This window comes from Candidatus Hydrogenedentota bacterium, from assembly GCA_013359265.1.
GTDB lineage: Bacteria > Hydrogenedentota > Hydrogenedentia > Hydrogenedentales > SLHB01 > JABWCD01.
Genome location: JABWCD010000009.1, coordinates 96,919 through 117,683, shown reverse-complemented (window position 1 = coordinate 117,683; position 20,765 = coordinate 96,919). Strand labels below are relative to the sequence as shown.

Here is a 20,765-nt window from a genome sequence, read left to right as displayed (position 1 = left end):
TACTATCGTAGGTGGTTGTGCCGAATAGGAAAGGGGGATCGTGCATGTTTCGCAACACAAACATCCTGGTGCCGACGGACTTTTCCACCTATGCGAATTACGCGCTGAAGTACGCGGTGGCCCTGGCGAAGCAGTTTGGCGCGACGCTCCATTTCGCGCACGTGCTGGATCGCGCCGCGCTCGCCGGCGTGCGCGGAAACGAGATGTGGCTGGGCGAATCGGAATCGCACGCCGTCATGGATTCGATGCGGGAACACGCCGCGAGCCGCATGGCGCACCTGAAGCAAATCGCCGACGACGAAGGCGTCCGCTCCCAGGAGCACGTCAGGCTCGGCAACCCGACGCAGGAAATCCTCGAGATTGCGGAGCAGACGGACTCTACGCTCATCGTCATCGCGACGCACGGGCGGTCGGGAGTCGAGCACCTTGTCTTCGGCAGCGTCGCCGAGAAGATTGTGCGGCAGTCGCCCGTGCCTGTGCTGAGTGTAAAACACCCCGAGCATGAATTCGTGAAGGAGTACGACCTGTCGCTCGAACTCAAACGAATTCTCTTTCCCACGGATTTCTCGCCGTTTTCGGACAAGGGGTTGCCGTTTGCGAAGTCGTTGGCAAAGGAATTCGATGCGACGCTCGTGATCTTCCACGCGACAGAAGTGCCGGTGGTGCTGCCTGAAGCCATGCCGGACGCCGCAATCCAACTCGGACCGCAACTCGAAGACGAATCGCGCGCGCTGGTAAAGAAGATGTGCGATGACATCACCGGAGTTACGGTCGAAGGCGAAGTGCGCGTCGGTTCAGCGTTCCGCGAGATCAGTGCCTATGCCGAAAGTACCAATGTTGACCTTATTGTCATTCCCACGCATGGCCGATCGGGATTGGGGCACGTGCTGTTCGGGAGCGTCGCCGAGAAAGTGGTGCGCGTGGCGCGGTGTCCCGTGATGACAATTCGTCCGGAATACGGGGGCAAGGCGTAGAAGTCACGCCACGTTCCGCTGTCCGCGGAACGCGTCGCGCCGGGGAGGCGTTAGTTGAGCCGGTTCTGCGCGCGGTCCATCCGCTCGAGTTCGTCATCGAGGTTGGGCGCCTGAATCTTGCCCTTGGCGACGATTTCGCCCCCCTCGTCCATGATGACGAACCGGTTTCGGTCGTGGTCAACCGCCTCACCCAATACACGCGCCGCCAGGCACTCCAGCAAACGTTGTCGTTGGGAACGGTCGCCCTTGCGCCAGAACTGGCTCTCGCGCGCGGTCATGGTGTAGCGCCACGGCTCGGAGCAATAACGCTTCGGTTCGTGCATTCGCGATTTCCTTACCCAGGTTGCACCCATCGCGACAAGCTTTGACCACCGCTGCTATCATAACATAGGCCTAACAATTTGGCCAATTATCGATCTGGGAGGTGCCCCATGCTCCTTGCCGCGCTCGTATTCGCCTCGGCCGCCGCCGCGTCCGAGGCCCCGCGCGATACATTACGCATCGCCCTCATGCACGGCGTGCCCGAGAAGTGGAACGTGGAGAAGAACTTCGGGGAATTCCTCCTGCAACTGGACGAGGCGGCCGCGCAGAAGGCGGACGTCTTCATCACGCCGGAGTGCTGGCTCGACGGGTATGCCGCGCCGGACGAATCGTCGACACCGGAGAAACTGAAAACGGTCGCGCAGGACCTCGAATCGAGCGCCTATCTAAAGCGGGTGTCGCAGGAAGCGGCGAAACGAAAGATGATGATCTGCTTCGGTTTTACGTCGATCGAAAACGGAAACCTGTTTAACGCCGCCGGACTGTGGGACTCCGAGGGCACGCGCATCGGCGTGTATCACAAGACGCACCTCCAGACGCACGACCTGCAATACGCTCCCGGCGAAGGGTTGCCCGTATGGGATTCGGTGTTCGGAAAGGTGGGCGTCATGATCTGCGCGGACCGGCGCTGGCCGGAGACGCCGCGGACCCTCCGGCTCCAAGGCGCGCGCCTGATACTGAATCCGACCTACGGGTTCTCGGGCGACATGAACGAAGCGATCATGCGGACGCGGTCATACGAGAATCAGTGCTTCATCGCGTTCGCGCACCCAAAGACAAGTCTGGTCACCGGACCGAAGGGAAAGGTCCTCGCGAAATGGGACGGCGATACGCCCGGCGTCACGGTGTGCGATATCGATCTCTCCGAGGCTAAAGAAGACAATCACCTGCGTGACAGGCGCCCAGAGATATACGGGGCGATCACCAGACCGAAAACGGCAAACGAGTAGCGTCCGCGGCCACGGCCACAGTCTGGTATAATCCAATCAAGTAAGCGCATAAAGTGAAAGCGCCGGAGTATGGGTAAGTTTCTTCCGCTGTTCCCGTTGCAGCTCGTGGTCTTTCCCGGCGAAAAGCTGAAGCTGCACATCTTCGAACCGCGCTATAAGCAGCTCATCGGCGAATGCCGCGACGAAAGCATCACGTTCGGCATTCCCGCTTACGTGGATGGGCGCGTCGCCGAATACGGCACCGAGATGCGCCTGCAAACGATTTTCAAGACCTATGACGATGGCCGGATGGACATCCTCACGGAAGGCGTCGCGGCGTTTCATCTGGACGAGTTCATCCGCGACGTACCGGACAGACTGTACCACGGCGCACAGGTGACCGTGTTGGGCAACGACCCGATCGCGTACGAAATCACGACGGAGGAACTGGCACGGCAGTACGCACGGTTGCACGACCTGATGAAGACGGACTATCTGCGAAAGTCGTTTTCGACCAAGAACGTGTCGTTCGAAATCGCGCAGGAAGTCGGGTTGAAACTGTCGCAAAAGGTAGAACTGCTCTCGCTCGAAAAGGAGGCGGACCGCCAACTGCTGCTTGTAAACCATCTGCACTCGATCATTCCCGTGCTCGTAGGCGTGCAGGAAACGCGGCGGCGCATTCGCCAGAACGGACATTTCAAGGCCCTCCCGCCTCTGGATGTGTAGGGAGCGCACAGACGTTCGCCGCGTGCATCCCGCCGCCAACTGATCTAGACTGGGGCTGGAAGTCGACGGAACGATTTCCGGGAGGTGAATCATGCCCACAACGATGATCCGCAGACCGGCGGTCGCAGGGCAGTTTTACCCTGGTGAGCCGGACGATTTGCGGGACACGGTCGATTCGTATCTCGACGCGGCGGACGTGGATCCCGCGCCGGAGCGCGTCGTTACGATTGTGAGCCCGCACGCGGGGTATATCTATTCCGGCCCGACGGCGGGCCATGCGTTTGCGCGCGTGCGTGGGAAGAAGCCCCGCCGTGTCGTGCTGATAGGGTGTTCGCACCGGTACGCGATCGATTCCGCGTCGGTATTCGCGAGCGGCGAGTTCATGACGCCCATAGGCGCGTTTCCCGTCGATGAGGCGTTCGCGCGCGCACTTGCCGGCACGATCGATTCGGTGTCGATCGAGCCGCACTTGCCGGAGCATTCGCTCGAAGTGCAGTTGCCGTTCCTGGCGCGCGCGATCGGCCTCGTCCCGATCGTTCCCGTGCTGTTCGGATCACAGGCGGGGCCGTGGCACGCGAACGCGGGAGAGGCGATCGCGCGCATGCTGGACCCGGACGATCTGGTGGTCGCGTCAACGGACCTCTCGCATTACCTGAACGAGGCGAGCGCGAACGCGATCGATCGGCGATCGATCAACGCGGTATTGACGAAAGATTGGAAAGCTTACGCCCAAGGCATACGCGACAGGTCGTGCGCGATGTGCGGCGCGGCAGCCGTAACCGCGGCGATGGCGTGCGCCGCCGCGCTTGACGCAAGGGAGTGGAAGTTGCTCGATTACCGCACGAGTTCCGCCGCGTCGGGGGATTACGACCGTGTCGTGGGCTACGCGGCCATCAGCATGGAACGCGCTGCATGACGGTACAAGACGTCTGCGACGTCGTGGACGATTTGGCCCCGCGCGGGCTTGCGTATCCATGGGACCGGTGCGGACTGCACACCGGCGATCCGGAGGATGACGTGCGATGCGTGCTGGTCGCGCTGACGGTGACGCGCGAAGCGTTTGCCGCGGCGCGGCGCGCGCGCGCGCAGATGATCGTCGCCCATCACCCTCTGATTTGGGAACCGCTGAAAACGCTGCGCGCCGGCGATCCGCATACGCGCCTTTGTCTCGATATCGCGCAGGCGGGCATTGCATGCTATGGCGCGCATACAAACCTTGACGTCGTTCCCGGCGGCGTGAACACCGCGATCGCAGACCGCCTGAAGCTGCGCGACACAACGCCGTTGCTGTCCGTGCCGCAGGCGCAGCAGGTGAAACTCGTCACGTTTGTTCCGGCCACGCACCTCGCGCAGGTGCGCGATGCGGTGTGCAGCGCGGGCGCCGGCGTGATTGGCGATTACACACACTGTTCGTTCAGCGCGCCAGGCACGGGGACCTTTCTTCCCAATGAAAAGACCGATCCGTTTTCCGGACGGAAGTTCGTGGTGAACGAAGAGCCTGAACTGCGATTCGAAGTGCTGGCGGCCAAAGCGCGCCTGCCGCGCATCGTCGAGGCGTTATTGCGCTCGCACCCGTACGAAGAGGTCGCGTACGATATCGTGCCGCTCGAAAACGTCGACGCATCGATTGGGCTTGGCGTGAAGGGCCACCTCGATCGTGTGATCACGCTTGGCGTCTTTGCGCGGCAGGTGCGAAAGGCGCTGGGCGCGCGGTTTGTGCGCGTCGTCGGCGCGAACGACCGGCGCGTCCACACCGTCGGCGTGATTGGCGGATCGGGCGGCGGCGAAATTGCCGGAATACCGCATGCGGTCGATGTGCTCGTAACGGGCGACATCGATTATCACGACGCGCTGGCCGCACAAGACCGCGGCCTCGCCGTAATCGACGCGGGACACGCCGCGGCGGAAAGGTGGGTGGTGCCGGTGCTTGCCTCGTACCTCAAAGCCCGATTGAAAAAGGTGCGCGTCGCCACGTATATCGAACCCGATGTGTTTCGCATAATCACGGAGTAACCGAACGCTCATGAGCGAACCGATGAAAATACTGTTTGTGACCGCGGAAGCCGCGCCCTTAGTGAAAACGGGCGGGCTCGCGGACGTGTCTTACGCGCTACCGCGCGCGCTCCGCGCGCTGGGACACGACTGCCGTATTGCGATGCCCGCGTACGGTTCGATCCCAGAGGAGCAACTGGGCGACCAAGTCGCGGCGTGCATAGCGTACCTCGATGTGCCGGTGCACGGTGCCGTGCGGCAAAGCGCGCTTCCTGGCGCCGGTGTGCCGATGTATCTCATCGAGCACAACGACTTTTTTCAGCGGGACCATCCCTACGGCGAAGGCGGGCACGAGTATCCCGACAACCTGGAGCGGTTCTGCTTCTTCAGTTTGGCCGTGCTGGATGGAATTCAGAGAACGGGGTGGGTACCCGACATCGTGCATTGCCACGATTGGCACACGGCGCCGATTCCCGCGTACATCAAGACGCGCTGCATCGATCATCCCGTTTGGGCAAACATGCCGACCGTGTTCACGATTCACAATATGGCGTACCAAGGGCGGTATTCGTCGACGCTGATGCCGAAGACAGGGTTGGGCTGGGAATTGTTCACGCCAAAGTACCTCGAGTTCTACGGCGATCTGAACCTGATGAAGGCGGGAATCATTTTCGCATCGAAGATCAACACCGTCAGTGTGACCTACGCGAGGGAAATCCAAACCGACGTCGCCGGACACGGATTGGAGGGCGTTCTGCGTACGCGCGCAAACGACATTATCGGCATCGCGAACGGGGTCGATACCGCGCAGTGGAACCCTGCGATCGACAAGCGGCTTCCCGCGAACTTCCATTCCGCCAGTATCGCCGGAAAGGCGCGGTGCAAGTCCGAATTGCAGAAGCAGTTGGATTTGCCCCAGAGCGATGGGCCCTTGTTCGGAATGGTGACGCGGCTGGTGTGGGACAAGGGAATTGACCTACTGCTGTCGTGTCTCGACGACTTCCTGCGCCGCAATGTGCAACTCGTGATCCTCGGGTCCGGCGACGACGTTTTTGAGAGCGCGCTGAAACAGGCGGAGGCGCGGTTTGCCGGAAAGATGGCGGTGCACATCGGCTATGACGAAGACCTGGCGCACAGGATTTACGCGGGGTCGGACTTCTACCTGATGCCGTCGCGCACGGAGCCGTGCGGGTTGAGCCAAATGTACGCGATGCTTTACGGCTCCATCCCCGTCGTACACCGCACCGGCGGCCTCGCGGATACGGTGACCGACGCGTCTCCGTCCAACTTGGCGAACGACAAAGCCACCGGCTTCGTGTTCGCGTCGTGGAGCGAGCGCGCGTTTCAAAACATGATTGCGCGGGCGCTGAAGCTGTACACGGACACGCCAAAACTCGCCGCGATTCGTCGCGCCGCCATGGCGCAGGATTTCTCGTGGGAACGTTCCGCGACTACCTACGTCGACCTGTTCCGCGAGGCCATCGCCCAACCGTGACGGACGATTCGTGCGTCATCGAGACGGCGTCGCCGGAGGAAACCGAGCGCCTGGGGCGGGCCATCGCCGAGATCATGCCCCCTGGCGTCGTGGCGTTACGCGGCGCCCTCGCGTCAGGCAAGACGTGTTTCGTGCGCGGCATGGCGCAGCACTTCGGCGCGTCGCCGATCGTGCATAGCCCGACCTTCACTCTCATCAACGAATACGGCGCCGACCGTACGCTCTACCATTTCGATCTATACCGTCTGAGCGGTCCCTACGAGGTGGAAGACATCGGTGCAACGGAGCTGTTCGCGTCGGATGCCGTGTGCGCGGTCGAGTGGGCCGAGCGCGCCGAGGCGCTGCTTCCGCCCGAGCGGCTCGACGTGCTTTTTGAGCACCTCGGCAATGACCTGCGAAAACTGACCTTCATCAACCGAAATCTGCTGCCCGGCGGGTGGCGCAGCGTGGTGACGCGCTAGTTCGCGCCGGGACGTTCCACTTACTTAATCAATGGCTCGCCATCCACGAATATCTGCTCGATACGTTCGAAGGACCCGGCTGTCGGTTTCCATTCGCCGGCCGCAAGCATCAAATCAAAGTATGGAATGCGTTCCTTGAAAATGACGCGCACGGGGCCGGCAAGAACTTCTGTTGCGTTCGCCACACGAATCCGATGCACACCCTCATTGGTGCGGGACACACAGGCCAGGTCGCCGTGGACCTGAACGCCGCCACCCGCCGCCGGGGCGGTCGAGCCCGTCGCATTGAACAGTACGACGTCGGTGGTCCCGTCCGATCGCTCGATCTCGATGCAGGGCGTCGAATCCGGAACGGACGACGTCCAACGGCGGATCGCCGCGATTTTCGATTTTCCCTCGTACGGTTCGATGACGGAAACGAATGTCGATTCCAGCGGTGCGCTCTCCGTCTTTCGCCGGACCATTACGCGCGGCACCCATTCGGACGCTTCGCCGTAAATGCCGGTATCGACCCATGCTTCGCACACGGACGCCTCGGCATGCTCCGTCAGATCGGTATAGCGCAAGCGAATCGTGCGATCGTCGGGCACGTAGTCCCGCTTGTCGTCAATCGTCCAATCGACATGCCAACCCGGTTTTGGGGCCGCGTCTGCCTTGAACGCGCGCATTTGCGTGTCGCCGCCGTAGTCGGGCGCGTCAGTCAGCGTAAGCCCGCCGGTCACAATCGTGCCGAAAGACGACCCGAAAAACTTGGCATGGTCCCTGCCGCCTTTCACTCGGAAACAGTCGACGACATACGAATCATGCGTGTCGATATCGATCATCGCGATGGTGCGCTCGTATATCTCGCCGCCAATCATGTCCGGACTTGCAGCCCGGATTGCATGAAAGCCATCGCCATCCGCCCAAAGCGTGGTCGTGCCCTGTGCAGTTGACTGGTTCTTTCCGTCGACCACGACCGTCGCGTGTGACGCGGTGTTCCTGTACCAGGTAGCGCGCGGCGCGCCCCACCCGCCGTAGCCGACGGGCGGATAACCGAAATCGGGAACGAGGTCAAGGCCCTTCGCGAAGTAGCCGATGTTCATGCCGTCGAAATGGCCGTGGCCGCCGCCGGAATCGTAATCGATCCACAGCGCGCGCCGATCCGCGCCCTTGCCGGAACGCATGACCGCAAGACACCACTTCTGCTTGTTCGCACTACTCAGTCTAAGTTCCGTGCCTTCGCGGTCGATGACCGATTTTACGTCGGCCTGAAAGACTTCCGGGTCTTCGCCAAACAGATCGTGTGGCAGTCCGTCGAGCTTCGATCCGTTCGAGAGATACATCACTTGTACCAGGGCCGGGTCTTTGGTCACCTCATACAAGTCCCAGAAGAACGAGTATTCGGAACCGTCCGCGGCGGAATTCGGCGTAAATGACAACCCCGCATACCGCACGTTCTTTTGTCCGAACGCACCCGTGTCGCCCGTTCGCGGATACCATTCCTCCATGCACCATGTGTCGATGTTGAAGCGAAACGCGTCGTAGATCGCGGGCCGCCGCTCGTACACCGTTTTCAGGAAGCCGGGTTCGAGCCGCATCATCTGGATCATGATCTCCGCCAACGCGCTCGGTGCGATCGACGAGTATCCCGCCAGCCCCTTCTCGCCGCTCATGCCGTCCACGGCGGTCGACTTCTCGATGATGGCATCGAGTTGCTGCAGCACGGCCTCGCGGTTCGTCGGCCAGCGCAGCACTGCGTCAATCACGAGGTTCGTCATGTCGGTGCGTGGGTAGTTCGATTCGATGCGTTCGCGGTGCGCAAGTGTGTCTTCGAAAATACCAGACTCGATATTGCGTTGAATATCGGCCCACGACGATTTGGTGTTGGCGAGCCGGCATTCCGCTGCCTTACGCGAGAGAAAGGATACAAGCGCTTCTTCCTGCGCCTTGGCGCCGTCGAAGACTCGGTCATACGCGTATGCCATTGCACGCACTTCCTCGCACGCATCATGCCACGTGGAGACTTGGCCCCGCGTGCCATTTGTCGTCTCGTAAACCCATCCTCCCTGCGTATGGAAATCGAAAGACGGGTAGAGGTCCGCGACGCGATCCAGCAGAACTGCGGCTTTGTACGCGTACTTCGGTTCGCCCGTCACGGCATACGCCGCGCTCAAGCTGACAATCCCCTCGTGCACCCATTTCTTCCATTGGCCAAAGATGATGTAGTAGCCGATGAACCGCCAGCGATGACCGTCGGCGACGTAGCCGTGCCCGTCATCGACGCCGAACGTGTGCAGCGAGTCGGCGGGATCGGGATGGTCCGCATTGAACAACAGCGAACGGTCGGCACGATGAGGTTGAAACACACCGTGCTCGTTGAAGCCGGAGCGGTGAAATCTCTCGAAATCGTTTTTTGGAAACAGCTCCGCGCACTTCGGGCACTGCAACTTCCACGGGTGCTTCCACGGGTCCGCGATCCAGTCATACATCCGCACGTCCTGCTTGCACGAAGGGCAATACCCATCCGACCACACATGCCACGTGCGCGGAATGTTCGGACCCACCATCAAATCCCACAGCGCATCGTCGGACAGCGCCAGCCACGGTTCGGCCTTTCGCACAGTGTCGTCGCGAATTGTCCTCGCCCAATCGTGCGTACCGGCGTTGGCGGTCGCGCGCGCAATCACCTCGGGAAAATAGAAGACGCTAGCAGTCTTGACAGGCGCTTGCGCGAATGCCAGTGGGAACATGCATAAGCAGATCGAGATTAGGCGCATAAGAACCCTTTCAGGACAAAAGCGAACCACAGCGTACACAGTTTGCAGAGGTGTTCGAAACGTCCGGACGTTAGCAGTGCTTGAGAAATGCCGCCTTTATCTTCTCCACGTACTCGGTCTGGTCGGTGGCCCAGAGTTCGTTCGAGAAGATTTCGACTTCGATAGGACCGTCAAAACCGGCCTCCTCGACCCACTTGCGGATTTGCGCTATCTTGATACAGCCTTCGCCCATAAGCCCGCGATCATTGAGAATGTCGCGCGTTGGCGTGCGCCAGTCGCAGACGTGAAACGAAAAGATGGATTTGCCGGCGCGCGCGATTTCGCTTTGAACGTAGGGGTCCCACCAGACGTGATACACATCAACGGTCACACCCACCCAAGGACTCCGCAGCGCAGCGGCCATGTTGTTGGCCTGTTCGAGCGTAGAGACCGCGGAGCGGTCGTCGGCGTACATCGGGTGCAGCGGTTCGATGCCAAGCTTCACCTGCGCCTGTTGTGCGTGGTCGAGCACGGTCGCGATGCCGTCGAGTATTTGCTTGCGCGCCTCGGCGAGCGGCATGCCCGGCACCGCGCCGCAGACGAGCACGACGAGCGGCGCCCCAATCGCGTACGCTTCGTCGATGGCGCGTTTGTTGTCCTCGATGGCGAGCTGCCGTTTTGCGTGGGTCACACCCGGGAAGAATCCGCCGCGGCACAGACTCACGACTTTCAATTCGGACTCGCGCAGCATCCGCCCCGCTTCTTCCATGCCGACAGGTTCGATATGCTGCCGCCACACCGTAATCGCAGGCACGCCCGCACGCACGAAGCCGTCGATAGCCTCGCGCAACGACCACGGTTTGGTGGTCATGGTGTGAATGCAGAGGCGCGAAAGGTTTGGCATGGCTCAACGGTACGCAATTCGCCGCGTACGGTCAACGTGTAGAATCAATATCTAATTCCGCGATTTTGCCTCGTCCATCAGCTTCACAAATCGCTCGAAGAGGTAACGGCTGTCGTGCGGGCCGGGGGACGATTCAGGGTGGTACTGCACGCTGAAAATCGGCAGTTCCTTATGCTCCATCCCTTCGACGGAACCGTCGTTGAGGTTGATGTGCGTCACGCGCACCTTGCTTTCGTCGAGCGATTTTGGATCAACGGCGAAGCCGTGGTTCTGCGCGCTGATCTCGACCGCGCCGGTGTCGTGATTGAGCACGGGTTGGTTGCCGCCGCGGTGCCCGAACTTCAGTTTGTAGGTGGTGCCTCCGAACGCGTGGCCCAGAATCTGGTGCCCGAGGCAAATTCCAAAGATTGGTTTCACAGGCATGAGCGCCTGGACCGTCGGGTAGATGTAGGGTAGCGCGGCCGGATCGCCAGGGCCGTTCGATAGAAAGATGCCGTCCGGTTTTTGCGCGAGCGTTTGTTCCGCGGTCGCGGTTGCCGGCATGACAACGACGTTGCAGCCGTGCGCCTCGAGCAGACGGAGTATGTTGTACTTGATGCCATAGTCGAATGCCACGACGCGGTACTTGCCTTTGAACGCCGGGTTCCACTCGTATGGCTCGGTGACGCTCACGGCCTTGACGTAATCGCTGCCCGCCATGTCCTGCGAATCGATCGCCTTTTGCACCAGGCTGTCATGATCGAAATCGATCGTGCTCAACACCGACTTTTTCGCGCCGTGCGTGCGCAGGAACTTGGTGATCTTGCGCGTGTCCACGCCGTCGATCGCGACAATGCTATGTTCGCGCAGATACTCGGGAAGCGTCTGCCTCGCACGCCAGTTGCTTGGCGTGTGGCAACACTCGCGCATGACAAACCCTTCGACGAACGGCTTGCGCGACTCGACGTCTTCGGGATTCACGCCATAATTGCCGATGAGCGGATACGTCATCGTGACAATCTGCCCCGCGTAGGAAGGGTCGGTGAGGATTTCCTGGTAGCCGGTCATGCTCGTATTGAACACGAGCTCGCCGTAGGATTCGCCCTCTGCGCCGACGGCGTTCCCCTCGTACACGTCCCCTGTTTCCAGTGCCAATACCGCTTTCAAGTGCAAATCTCCCGAAGATTGCTCAATCCAAAATTAAAATATCATAGCGAAAATAGAGCGGCGGACACAAAGGTGCGAGGCGGCAGATTGCATCGCCGCGGCCGGAGGAGAATTGAATCAGCGGCGCCGGGGCCCGCGACGCCGCTGGTGATGGCGCTTTCGCCGCGAAGTGTTCCTGCCCGAATCTTGCTGGGGGGTAGCTTCGGGCGAGTCGACCGGCACGAACCGGGCTTTCGCATCCGTTGCAGCAACGAAACTCTCGCAACGCGGGCACTTCGATATTTCCTCGTCCGATTCGTCGAGATAGGTGTACCCGCAAAACGTACAGCGCCAAAGGAATTGCTTACCGAGATACTGCTGCGGACGCCGCACGGAGATTTCGGTATACGACCAGATAAAAAGACCAATCGCCCCGAGAATCCCGGAGTACAATACCAGCGCCCACTTGAGTTCGATCTCAATCATGGCGCAGATTCCGGCGCAACAATCAGCAAGCCCACCTGGTCGCCGGCCGACGATTCCTCGAGCGGAGCGAACCGCAATTGAAGCAGCGACTCGGCAAGTCGCGCGAGCATCTCGTCGCCCGCGGGCGGCGCCGCGAGCACAACGTTTCCGGCCGCGTTCGCTTTGAATGGTACCGACATGGGGCGCCTCACAGCTTTCGCGTCAAGGCCCCAAAACGCGTCTACCGACGGCGGTAACATCAATTCTCTGTCATGAGGTTCGCCGGTCCACTCGACGTAGATGGCAATGCCTTCCGCTGGCCGCGCGATGGGTGTTGGCCGGGGGCGGGTCCCTTCCTCGTCGAACACCGATTCAAACGGCGTATAGATGCGAAGTCGATCGCCGATTCGCCCAAGCTGTCCGATGGATTGTGCCCACAAGTCGCGCTCTGGCTCCGGTTCGAACGCAGACCGCGCCTGTAAACTGGACGCGATCATGTCCCAGCGTTCAAGTTGCGCCGGGTCCAATGTGGGCACGGCAATGGTCGGGAGTTCCTCCGCCTTCGCAACGCGTGGCGCGCCGAGAGTCAGTTCCGGCTGCGGAGGTTGCGGTAAGGTCAGATCGCTCTCGGGCATCGGCACATCGAGACGTGGGACCTTCAGCGGTTCGACTAAACCTGCCAGGGTTAGCGGATTGGACTGCCGGTATTTGATTTCAAGCTGGGCGTATCTCGGGCGGTTCACCGGCACCCACACGTAAATGGAAAACAGCGTGACCATTGAAACATGAACGAGGAAGGATACGGCCAACGTCGTCATCAGTATGCGATCGCGGAACATGGGGCAGTACTACTCCGGCGCCTTTGGCGGCTCCGTCTCGATTGCATAATACCGCACGTCCGCCTTGGACGCGATTCCAAGTACCGTGATCAGCCGTCCGGCTTCGATGCGCGCATCCGGGCGTATCAGCACGCGCGCGTCCGGACGCTGGCGGACCTCTTCGCCCAGCCGCTCGGTGAGCGCGTCCCACGTCTGAATCTCGTCGGTGTTGACGTAGATACGGCCTTTTCCGTCCGGCCCGCCCTCGCCAACCTGGAGCGTAACGGAAAGGTCCTGCGCCTCGAACTGGCTTGTACCTTCCGCGACCGGGGCCTGGATTTGAATAGAACTCTGCACGACAAATGTGGACGAAATGATAAAGAAGACGAGTAGGTTCAACATCACCGTGACCAGCGGGGTCAGGTCGAATCCCGCCTTGATCGTGTGTCGGCGCTTGCCCGGTTCGCGAAACGTCATAACTGGTCCAGTTCCACTAACGTTCGTCTTCGTCGCGTGCGATTAGATCGACGAGATCGGACGAGTTAACCTCCATCTCGAGCACGAGGTTGTCCACCCGCGACACGAGATAGTTGTATGCAATGAGGCTCGGAATCGCGACCGTGAGGCCCGCGGCGGTCGTAACGAGTGCATTGCCGATGCCTTCGGCAAGATCGCCGGGGATGACCTGGCCGGCCTTGTGCAGGATCACGGAAAGACATTTGATCATTCCCATCACGGTGCCGAGCAATCCGAGCAACGGCGCAACGCTCGTGATCGTGGCGAGTGCGCCGAGGTAGCGTTCGAGGCGCGGCACCTCGAGGCGCCCCGCACTTTCCATCGCCTCGCGAATGTCGGCCTTCGGCCGGTCGTGTTTGAGCACGCCCGCTTTCACCACGCGCGCGACCGGTGTGTCCGACTCGTCGCATAACGTCAACGCTTCCTGGATACGCCGCTGCCGAAGTATCGAGCGCATTGCGTCCACGAATTCGCGCATGCCCGTTTGCGCGCGCCGCAACCGCCACAGCCGCTCGAGCGTGATCGCCAGAGCCACAATCGAACACACCATGATGGGCCACATCAGAATGCCGCCCAACTGGATAAACTGCATCAGGTCGTAGGGTTCGTTGTCCAAACCGGGTTCCTTTCCGCTGTTGCACGCCATGGTAATCGCGCGCGCGGGCGTAGTCGAATTCGACGTGGGGGAGGGCGGGGCTAAGCCCGCGATGCGAGATACTGCGCGGCGCGGGCCGCGAACATCCTTTCGCTGTCGTACGTCAAGATGCGTTCGGCATGCGCGAGGTCCTTTGCCCACTTGACGGAGAACAACGCCTCCTCCGAATCCGGATCGACCTCCGGGCCGCGCCATTCGGACGAAGTCAGGTACATGAGAAAATAGTGCTCGGCGCGCACGTAGTGTTTGCCTTTGAAGTCGTATTCAACGCGGTGTTCGCCGAGGTCCGCGGCAATTTCAAGGCAACAGTACCCCGACTCTTCACAGGTTTCGCGAATGGCCGCCTGCTCGTCCGTCTCCCCGTCGTCAATGTGCCCCTTCGGCAGACGCACCTCGTGAATGGATTTGCCGTCGCGCTCGACATCGCGTTCGATCAACAACACCTTGCCGTTGGAATCCAATACGACGCCACCGGCGGCGCGGTAGCGCTTCGCCTTCACGGCGCGATGGCCGGCGTCGAGTTTGCGTCCTGCATCGCTTTCGGAATCGTTGCGATGCAGACGTTCGGATCGCCCAGCTTGTACGATGTGAAAATGACCTGCTGGCCCTGGCGATCCCAACCCACGTGCGGGTGATCGCCCTTGCCGTAAGAGCGGTGCCCGGTAGTCAGCACGATAGGCCGTGCATTTTTCCCTTCAATTACCGTGATATCGCCGTGCCAATTGTCGGCAACCACCCACCGGCCGTCGTCGCTGCCCGCGCAGTGCCAATAGTTCTCCTTGGCCACTTCTTCATCAGTTCCATTGGGCCACCAGCTACCTGCGGCCAGAATGCGGGTCACGCCCGTCTTCACGTCCACGACCTTGACGTGCGCGTCCTCTGCCGGCTTGGGGTGCGTGCCGCCGCAAAACACGATCTGATCGTTTACCCACCAATGCTCGTGCGTCACGAGCTCGTCGCGCAGTTGATCGTACGGCGCGGTAACGGTCCCGGTGTCGATGTCCAGCACGTTGATGCGCGGATAGAACCCGGCGAAGCTCAACAGATTCGGGCTCGTGTGGCTCCACTGCACGTGCGACATATACTGCGGCGGAGTAGGCACCCGGTACGCTTCCTTCGTATCGCCCGTAGCGTGATCGATGACATATATGACCGCCAAGTCGCTCCCGTCCGTCCCCAAGCGGCCAATGGCGAGCTTCGTGCCGTTGCTGTTTTCGTTCAGTGCGCTCGATCCGCTGCACGGGGGCAACGAGCAAATCGTCCGCTCGCCGGCAGTTACCTGCGAGCGCTTCCGCTTCGGGTTCTTAGCCGGCACAATCGTGATGTGCAGTTCGATCACGTCGTTGCCGCGCAATGCGAATACGCTGTTCTTGTTCAACGCGGCCGTTGCCGCGCCGACGCCACCCGACGGCGTGGCGATGCGGAACAACTCGCCCGTCGCCACAATGTACCCCATCAAGCCGCCCTGCTCGCGCGCCGAGTAGAAAATAATGAACGAACCGTCCGAGGACCAGGATCGCTCGTGGAAGTAGAGGTTGGTGTCCGCCGCGGCGTCCGTAGTCAGGTAGGTCAATTGCGCCGCAGTGCCGCTGTCCGTTTCCTGCTTCGATTCGTTCGGGAAAACGTCGAGCGCGAAACGCGTTGATTCCACGGCATGGACTGCGGTCGAGAGCACCAGGGAGGCTGTAATCGCGGAAAGAGCGGACGTAAAGACACTATTCTTCTTCGGCATTGTTCATCTCCAACGCGGGCGGCGGGGGAAGACCGGCGGCGAGTTTATACAAACGATCACGCGCTACTGCGCTGCGGGAGCACCCTCGGTGGACGCACCTTCCTCGGCGGGTGCGGCGCCCTCGGCGGGCGCCGGCGCGTCGTCAGCCGGTGCGGGCGCCGGAACGCCATTTCCCGGCAACGGAATCGCGACGACATCCGCCTGCGTTTCGTATTCGCCGAAAAAACCGCTGCAATTGATCTCGCCGGTCGACCGAATTTGACCGTAGCCGGCGGCGTCCGCAAACGAACCATCCGAATGCAATACGCCAATATTCAACGCTTGAAACATCGTATCGGACGTCCGCTGCGCCGAACCGCGAATCTGGGTGCCGCCGGCGAGGAGGGCGACGAAATAGGCGGTGTCGCCGTCAACCCGAACGATCGCCGAGCCAAGCGGACTCGCCGCCGATTGGGTGGACCGCTTCAGCACATACCGGCCGTCAAGCGACGCCAACGGCATTCCCGGCGGGACCATGCCCGCTTCCTCAATCGTCACCGCCTGCTCAGACAGCGTTGCGGCGAGTTCTTCGTACCGCCCAACACCGGGACCGTCCCAAAACGTTTGCGGCGCAACCACCGTTTCGCCGCTGGCCTCGGCGCTTTGCACACCGCTCAAAAGCCATGATTCGATGGTGGAAACGTTCAATGCCACCCACAGCACGGCGCAGATTCCGAATACGATCACGACACCGCGCAGGATGTTGAATATGTTTACCTTCGGTTCAGCCGCCGCGACGGGGCCCGCTTTCAACCGGCGCGCGCGCTGGTCGCGCAAATTGTTGCCGCAGGTCTTGCACAGCAAGGTTCCTTCGGGGTTTACGTTACCGCAGGCCTCGCAGACTGCATCCGCGTCCAGATGCTCGACCTCGTGGTGTTCGTGAGGATTCCCTTGCATCAGCCCGTTCCCTCCCGCGTTGATTTTGGCATAGTTCGCGGGTCGAGTCCAGAAAATTTCCAGTGTTCGATTGACAAGACCGCCCTACGGCACCAGGTCACGGGATTTTCGGCAACGTGGGGTGGGCAAGCAGCGAGGTGCGAAATCTGTCAGAGTAACGCCGCGTAGCGCTCGAACTCGGCGCGCGCGATCGCTTCCGCGTGAAGTTCCGTTTCAACGCGCTGCTTGGCCGCCGCACCCATCTGCGTCCGAAGTGCGGCGTCGGCAAGCAACCGATTGATCGCGGACGCCAATGCCTCGGGGTTCCGGGGTGGCACGTTCAGGCCGGTGGTCCCGTGCTGGTTCACGAACTCGACGCCGGTCCCGAGCGTCGTCGCCACCACCGGCTTTCCCGCGGCGTGGGCTTCGAGCATGGCAATGCCGTAGGCCTCGCTGCGCGCGACGGATGGAAACGCGAACACCTCGCACGCGTGAAGGTGGGCCACGAGCGCTTCGTGCGGCAATGCACCTGGAAACGCAATGGTTGCGCCCAGGTCGCGCGCCAGCGCCATGCACCGCGCGCGCTCCGGACCATCTCCCGCAATGACCACAGGCGCCGCAATGTGTTTTGCGGCGCGGACGAGATACTCGATGCCCTTGTAATACCGGTGGCGCCCGCTGAACAGGACAAATCGGCCGCCATATCGCGCTCGCGTCTCTTCGATGGTGTCATACGGTGGCACGGCGAACTCGTCAGGCAGGATGCCCAGCGGTACAACGGCGCACTTGTGCCGATAACGCTGCAACGTCGGCGATGTATCGAGATACTGCGGGCTTGCCACAAGGATGAGATCGGCGCGATCGAGAAACCGACGTTGAATCGGCGCATAAACCCGCATCGCGGTCGCCTGCCGCACGATGTCGCTCTGGTATCGAAGAACGAGCTTTGCCTTAGGCCGCGCCGCCAGCCACGCAATCTCCGCCGTCGGATTCGGAACGTGCAACACCGCAATATCGGTGGTCAGACGCGCCATGTGCCGCACAAACATCGGAGAAACCGGCGCGCTTTGGAAGCGGCCAAACTCGCCTACCTCTGTGACCCGCGTTCCCTCGCGATCGATAACGTGCGTGCGCCAGGTACGGCTGCACGTCATTGCCTCGACTTCCGCCCACTGCCGCTGAAACCAGCACATCAGCGCCATGTGGTGCTCCATCCCGCCGTGCACGGGCGGGTCGAAATCTTTGTAGACGTGAACGATTTTCATGGGGAGGATTTTGGATTTTGGATTGAAGACGGGGGAGACGCAAGGGCGACGCGTGACTGCCGAGTTCCACGATTTTCGAACTTGGTTTTTGGATTCAATACTTGGGAGATCCAATCGAAGCACCTGTTTGGCCCCAGTTTAGCGGGAAGGAATCCCGCGCGCGGCATCGGCTCGAATAGACGCTGACAGCAGAGCGGGGAGGCGCACATGCCAGGGCCGGGATGAGAGGGATGCAACAAGACCGCGACTGTTAGCGCGCGCCGAACGTTTACGCGCGAGCGGTCTGTCCACGTCTTCGAATCCGAAATCCGAAATCCAAAATCCAAAATTCCTACCCCTTCTCCGCGACCGATCGGTACACGCGCAACGCGCCCTCGGCCGTCTTTGTCCACGAAAGCTGCGTGGCACGGATTCTTCCCTTTGCGATGCAATCCGCACGCAACACCGCATCTTGGAGTAATCGGCGCAGTCCATCCGCAATAGACTCGACGCTTAGCGGATCGACGAGCATTGCCGCGCCTCCGGCGACTTCCGGCATGCTCGAATTGTTCGACGTGAGCACGGGTACGCCGCAGGCCATGCCCTCCTGAATTGCGTTGCCGAAGCCTTCGTACAGGCTGGGCAGCGAGACGAGGTCTGCCGCACTGATGACCGAGGGCAGGTCCTCGTCTACGATGAACCCCGGGAAATGGATTCGCGAGCGGTGCAGGGACCGGTCTGCGCAATCCATGATGGCGCGGGTCTTCCAGCCGATACGCCCCGCAACAACAAGATCGCAATCGGTACTGTCCGCAATGGACAACCACGCCTGAATCAGCCTCTCGAGGTTCTTTCGCGGTTCGATGGTGCCGTAATAGAGAACGTACCGGTTGGGCAGCCCGTATCTCACGCGTGCGGCTGATTTCTCCAATTCTGTCGCCGGCGCGAACCGCTCGTCCGCGCCCTGGTTTACGACCTCGATGCGATCGGCGGGAACCTTCAGTATTTCGATGATGTCGTTCATGGTCGATTGCGATACCGCGATGATCCGTGCGGCGTGGCGCGCGGATTTCGCAACCGCCCAGCGGTAATAAAGCGCGCGCTCGTAGCGGTACCACTCGGGGTGCAGGAAGAACGTCATGTCGTGAATGGTGACGACCATATTGCGAAGCGGAAACACGCATCCCACATTTGCGGGATAATGCACTACGTCCACGTCCAGCGCGCGAATGTCCGCGCGAACACCCCATTGATCGTAACGCAGCCGCGCGGCGGGGCCGGCGTAACCCCGTTCGATGAATTGGGCGTTGGACGCGCGGCCTTCTGTTGGCGCCGCGAAATCTCTCGGCCACGCAAAGATTACTTCATCGGGGTCGGCAAGTTTGGCCAGGCGCTGCGCAAGTTGCACGACATACACGCCCGTACCGCTTCGGTTATTGGCTTGGAGCGCATTGACAAGGACCCTCATCCACACACGCTCCGGTAAATTGCGGCGGTTTTCTCAGCCGTTTTTTCCCACGAGAACTTCGCGGCCTGCGCAAATCCGCGCTGACGCATTTGTTCGCGCAACAGCGGATCCGATAGTACGCGGCGCATCGCGTTCGCGATGCTGTCCACGTCGTTGGCATCGCAGTATTCGGCGGCGTCGCCGGCGACTTCGGGCAGGGACGAATTGTCCGCGGTGATTACGGGGCAACCGCATGCCATTGCTTCGAGAATAGGTAATCCAAAACCTTCATAAGAAGATGGAAAGACGAATGCATCGGCGGCGCTATACAGTGATGGAAGGTCTTTTTGATCAACGTACTCGAGGTGTTTGATTCTTGAATGCATAAGCGACAGCCACGAATCAGGAGACTCAGCGACCGCCTGAGCACTGGCCGGCCAAACGGTATCCGCGTCCATGGCCAATTCAACTACAGACTCGTATGCGTCCTTGTCGTACCACCCATAACTCCCCACAAGAACCAGCGTGTGCGGAAACTCGTCCATTATGCGAAGGAACGCTTTCATTAAGCCGTGGACATTTTTCCTCGGCTCAATTGTGCCTACGAATAAAATATACGGATCGTTAAGCCCGTACGGTTTGCGCGCGATTTCGATCGGAACAGGTTTCATTGAAGCGTCGGTGGCTAGGAGGACCGTATGCACGCGTTCCTGCGGTATCCCCAGCAAGTTGATAATGTCTTGCCTCGTGCTTTCGGAATCGGCAATGACGGCGTCAGCTTCCCGCGCAAAGCCTTCGACTCTTGAAGAGAACGGCCCGACAATCTTGGGACTGCAAAGTTCGGGATGCTTCTTGAATGTAATGTCGTGGATTGTGAGGACGCGTTTCGCGCGCCTTACTGGAGGCAAAAAATAGTTGGTTGCATGGTAGAGGTCCACGCCCCCGAGCAGTGAATCGACCGAAGGCGCGCCGAACGTCGACCAGACTTTATACATCGCACGTGTGGGAATAGGCAGGCGCCGGTGCGGCAAACGCCGCCCAATCGCCTTCAGGTCGAGGCTGCGCGCCTGCGCTGCAAAGCCGGTTACGTCGAGCCCCTCGATTTCCAGCAGCGCCTTCAGCAGGTGCAGACAGTAGTTGCCCACCCCGCTGCGGGCGTGGGTGATAGGGCCGATATCAAAGCCGACGCGCATCGAGTCGAGCGTAACAGGGGGGTCTGGGGGAGTCAAGAAGGACCCCCTCGATTCGCCGCCCGCCGTCCACGCTTAACCATAGTGATCACAGGGCTTTATATGTCCCGCAAATCCC

Annotated in this window: 21 protein-coding genes; 7 read left to right on the top strand and 14 right to left on the bottom strand. The window is 60.8% G+C overall.

Annotated features, from left to right (window positions below; translation table 11 throughout):
* Positions 1 to 44 precede the first annotated feature (44 nt).
* A complete protein-coding gene (locus tag HUU46_10305) occupies positions 45 to 974 on the top strand; it encodes a universal stress protein (protein ID NUM54023.1) in 930 nt (309 codons plus the stop codon).
* Positions 975 to 1,024: 50 nt separating this feature from the next.
* On the opposite strand, the gene HUU46_10300 is transcribed toward HUU46_10305, so the two are convergent.
* Positions 1,025 to 1,297, bottom strand: coding sequence for a hypothetical protein (locus HUU46_10300; protein NUM54022.1), 273 nt, complete (start codon positions 1,295 to 1,297; stop codon positions 1,025 to 1,027).
* A 108-nt stretch (positions 1,298 to 1,405) separates the two neighbouring features.
* On the opposite strand from HUU46_10300, the gene HUU46_10295 reads away from it, so the two are divergent.
* From HUU46_10295 to tsaE, 6 genes are all read left to right on the top strand, one after another.
* Positions 1,406 to 2,245, top strand: coding sequence for a carbon-nitrogen hydrolase family protein (locus HUU46_10295; protein NUM54021.1), 840 nt, complete (start codon positions 1,406 to 1,408; stop codon positions 2,243 to 2,245).
* A gap of 69 nt (positions 2,246 to 2,314) precedes the next feature.
* Positions 2,315 to 2,950: an LON peptidase substrate-binding domain-containing protein gene (locus tag HUU46_10290; GenBank protein NUM54020.1), complete on the top strand. Its 636-nt coding sequence runs from the start codon at positions 2,315 to 2,317 to the stop codon at positions 2,948 to 2,950.
* 91 nt (positions 2,951 to 3,041) lie between these two features.
* The gene (gene amrB / locus HUU46_10285; protein NUM54019.1) at positions 3,042 to 3,866 is read left to right on the top strand and encodes an AmmeMemoRadiSam system protein B; all 825 of its coding nucleotides are present in this window, start codon (positions 3,042 to 3,044) and stop codon (positions 3,864 to 3,866) included.
* Positions 3,863 to 4,963, top strand: coding sequence for a Nif3-like dinuclear metal center hexameric protein (locus HUU46_10280; GenBank protein NUM54018.1), 1,101 nt, complete (start codon positions 3,863 to 3,865; stop codon positions 4,961 to 4,963). Before amrB ends, HUU46_10280 begins: the two co-directional genes overlap by 4 nt.
* Before the next feature lie 10 nt (positions 4,964 to 4,973).
* Positions 4,974 to 6,437 carry a glycogen synthase GlgA gene (glgA, locus tag HUU46_10275; protein ID NUM54017.1) on the top strand — a complete coding sequence of 488 codons (1,464 nt, stop codon included), beginning with the start codon at positions 4,974 to 4,976 and terminating at the stop codon, positions 6,435 to 6,437.
* Positions 6,434 to 6,898, top strand: a complete 465-nt coding sequence (tsaE, locus tag HUU46_10270) for a tRNA (adenosine(37)-N6)-threonylcarbamoyltransferase complex ATPase subunit type 1 TsaE (GenBank protein ID NUM54016.1) — start codon at positions 6,434 to 6,436, stop codon at positions 6,896 to 6,898. The genes glgA and tsaE overlap by 4 nt, the downstream gene beginning before the upstream one ends.
* A gap of 20 nt (positions 6,899 to 6,918) precedes the next feature.
* On the opposite strand, the gene HUU46_10265 is transcribed toward tsaE, so the two are convergent.
* The 13 genes from HUU46_10265 to HUU46_10205 all read right to left on the bottom strand — a co-directional run bounded on the left by HUU46_10265 (position 6,919) and on the right by HUU46_10205 (position 20,686).
* Positions 6,919 to 9,630: a heparinase II/III family protein gene (locus HUU46_10265; protein ID NUM54015.1), complete on the bottom strand. Its 2,712-nt coding sequence runs from the start codon at positions 9,628 to 9,630 to the stop codon at positions 6,919 to 6,921.
* A gap of 97 nt (positions 9,631 to 9,727) precedes the next feature.
* A complete protein-coding gene (locus HUU46_10260) occupies positions 9,728 to 10,540 on the bottom strand; it encodes a sugar phosphate isomerase/epimerase (GenBank protein ID NUM54014.1) in 813 nt (270 codons plus the stop codon).
* 51 nt (positions 10,541 to 10,591) lie between these two features.
* Complete coding sequence (carA, locus tag HUU46_10255) at positions 10,592 to 11,686, bottom strand: glutamine-hydrolyzing carbamoyl-phosphate synthase small subunit (GenBank protein ID NUM54013.1); 1,095 nt, start codon at positions 11,684 to 11,686, stop codon at positions 10,592 to 10,594.
* Positions 11,687 to 11,803: 117 nt separating this feature from the next.
* Positions 11,804 to 12,151 (bottom strand): hypothetical protein, encoded by a 348-nt coding sequence (locus HUU46_10250; protein NUM54012.1) that lies wholly within the window; start codon positions 12,149 to 12,151, stop codon positions 11,804 to 11,806.
* A complete protein-coding gene (locus HUU46_10245) occupies positions 12,148 to 12,969 on the bottom strand; it encodes a hypothetical protein (protein ID NUM54011.1) in 822 nt (273 codons plus the stop codon). The genes HUU46_10250 and HUU46_10245 overlap by 4 nt, the downstream gene beginning before the upstream one ends.
* Before the next feature lie 9 nt (positions 12,970 to 12,978).
* Entirely contained in the window at positions 12,979 to 13,425 is a 447-nt protein-coding gene (locus HUU46_10240; GenBank protein ID NUM54010.1) for a biopolymer transporter ExbD, read from the bottom strand.
* 16 nt (positions 13,426 to 13,441) lie between these two features.
* A complete protein-coding gene (locus HUU46_10235) occupies positions 13,442 to 14,110 on the bottom strand; it encodes a MotA/TolQ/ExbB proton channel family protein (GenBank protein NUM54009.1) in 669 nt (222 codons plus the stop codon).
* Positions 14,111 to 14,160: 50 nt separating this feature from the next.
* On the bottom strand, positions 14,161 to 14,619 hold the full coding sequence (locus tag HUU46_10230; GenBank protein NUM54008.1) for an NUDIX domain-containing protein: 459 nt from the start codon (positions 14,617 to 14,619) through the stop codon (positions 14,161 to 14,163).
* Positions 14,616 to 15,851 carry a hypothetical protein gene (locus HUU46_10225; GenBank protein ID NUM54007.1) on the bottom strand — a complete coding sequence of 412 codons (1,236 nt, stop codon included), beginning with the start codon at positions 15,849 to 15,851 and terminating at the stop codon, positions 14,616 to 14,618. Before HUU46_10225 ends, HUU46_10230 begins: the two co-directional genes overlap by 4 nt.
* A 63-nt stretch (positions 15,852 to 15,914) precedes the next feature.
* Positions 15,915 to 16,787: a hypothetical protein gene (locus HUU46_10220; protein ID NUM54006.1), complete on the bottom strand. Its 873-nt coding sequence runs from the start codon at positions 16,785 to 16,787 to the stop codon at positions 15,915 to 15,917.
* A gap of 149 nt (positions 16,788 to 16,936) precedes the next feature.
* Complete coding sequence (locus HUU46_10215) at positions 16,937 to 18,031, bottom strand: glycosyltransferase (protein NUM54005.1); 1,095 nt, start codon at positions 18,029 to 18,031, stop codon at positions 16,937 to 16,939.
* A 331-nt stretch (positions 18,032 to 18,362) separates the two neighbouring features.
* Positions 18,363 to 19,478: a glycosyltransferase family 4 protein gene (locus tag HUU46_10210; GenBank protein NUM54004.1), complete on the bottom strand. Its 1,116-nt coding sequence runs from the start codon at positions 19,476 to 19,478 to the stop codon at positions 18,363 to 18,365.
* On the bottom strand, positions 19,475 to 20,686 hold the full coding sequence (locus HUU46_10205; protein ID NUM54003.1) for a glycosyltransferase family 4 protein: 1,212 nt from the start codon (positions 20,684 to 20,686) through the stop codon (positions 19,475 to 19,477). The genes HUU46_10210 and HUU46_10205 overlap by 4 nt, the downstream gene beginning before the upstream one ends.
* Between the last annotated feature and the right edge of the window lie 79 nt (positions 20,687 to 20,765).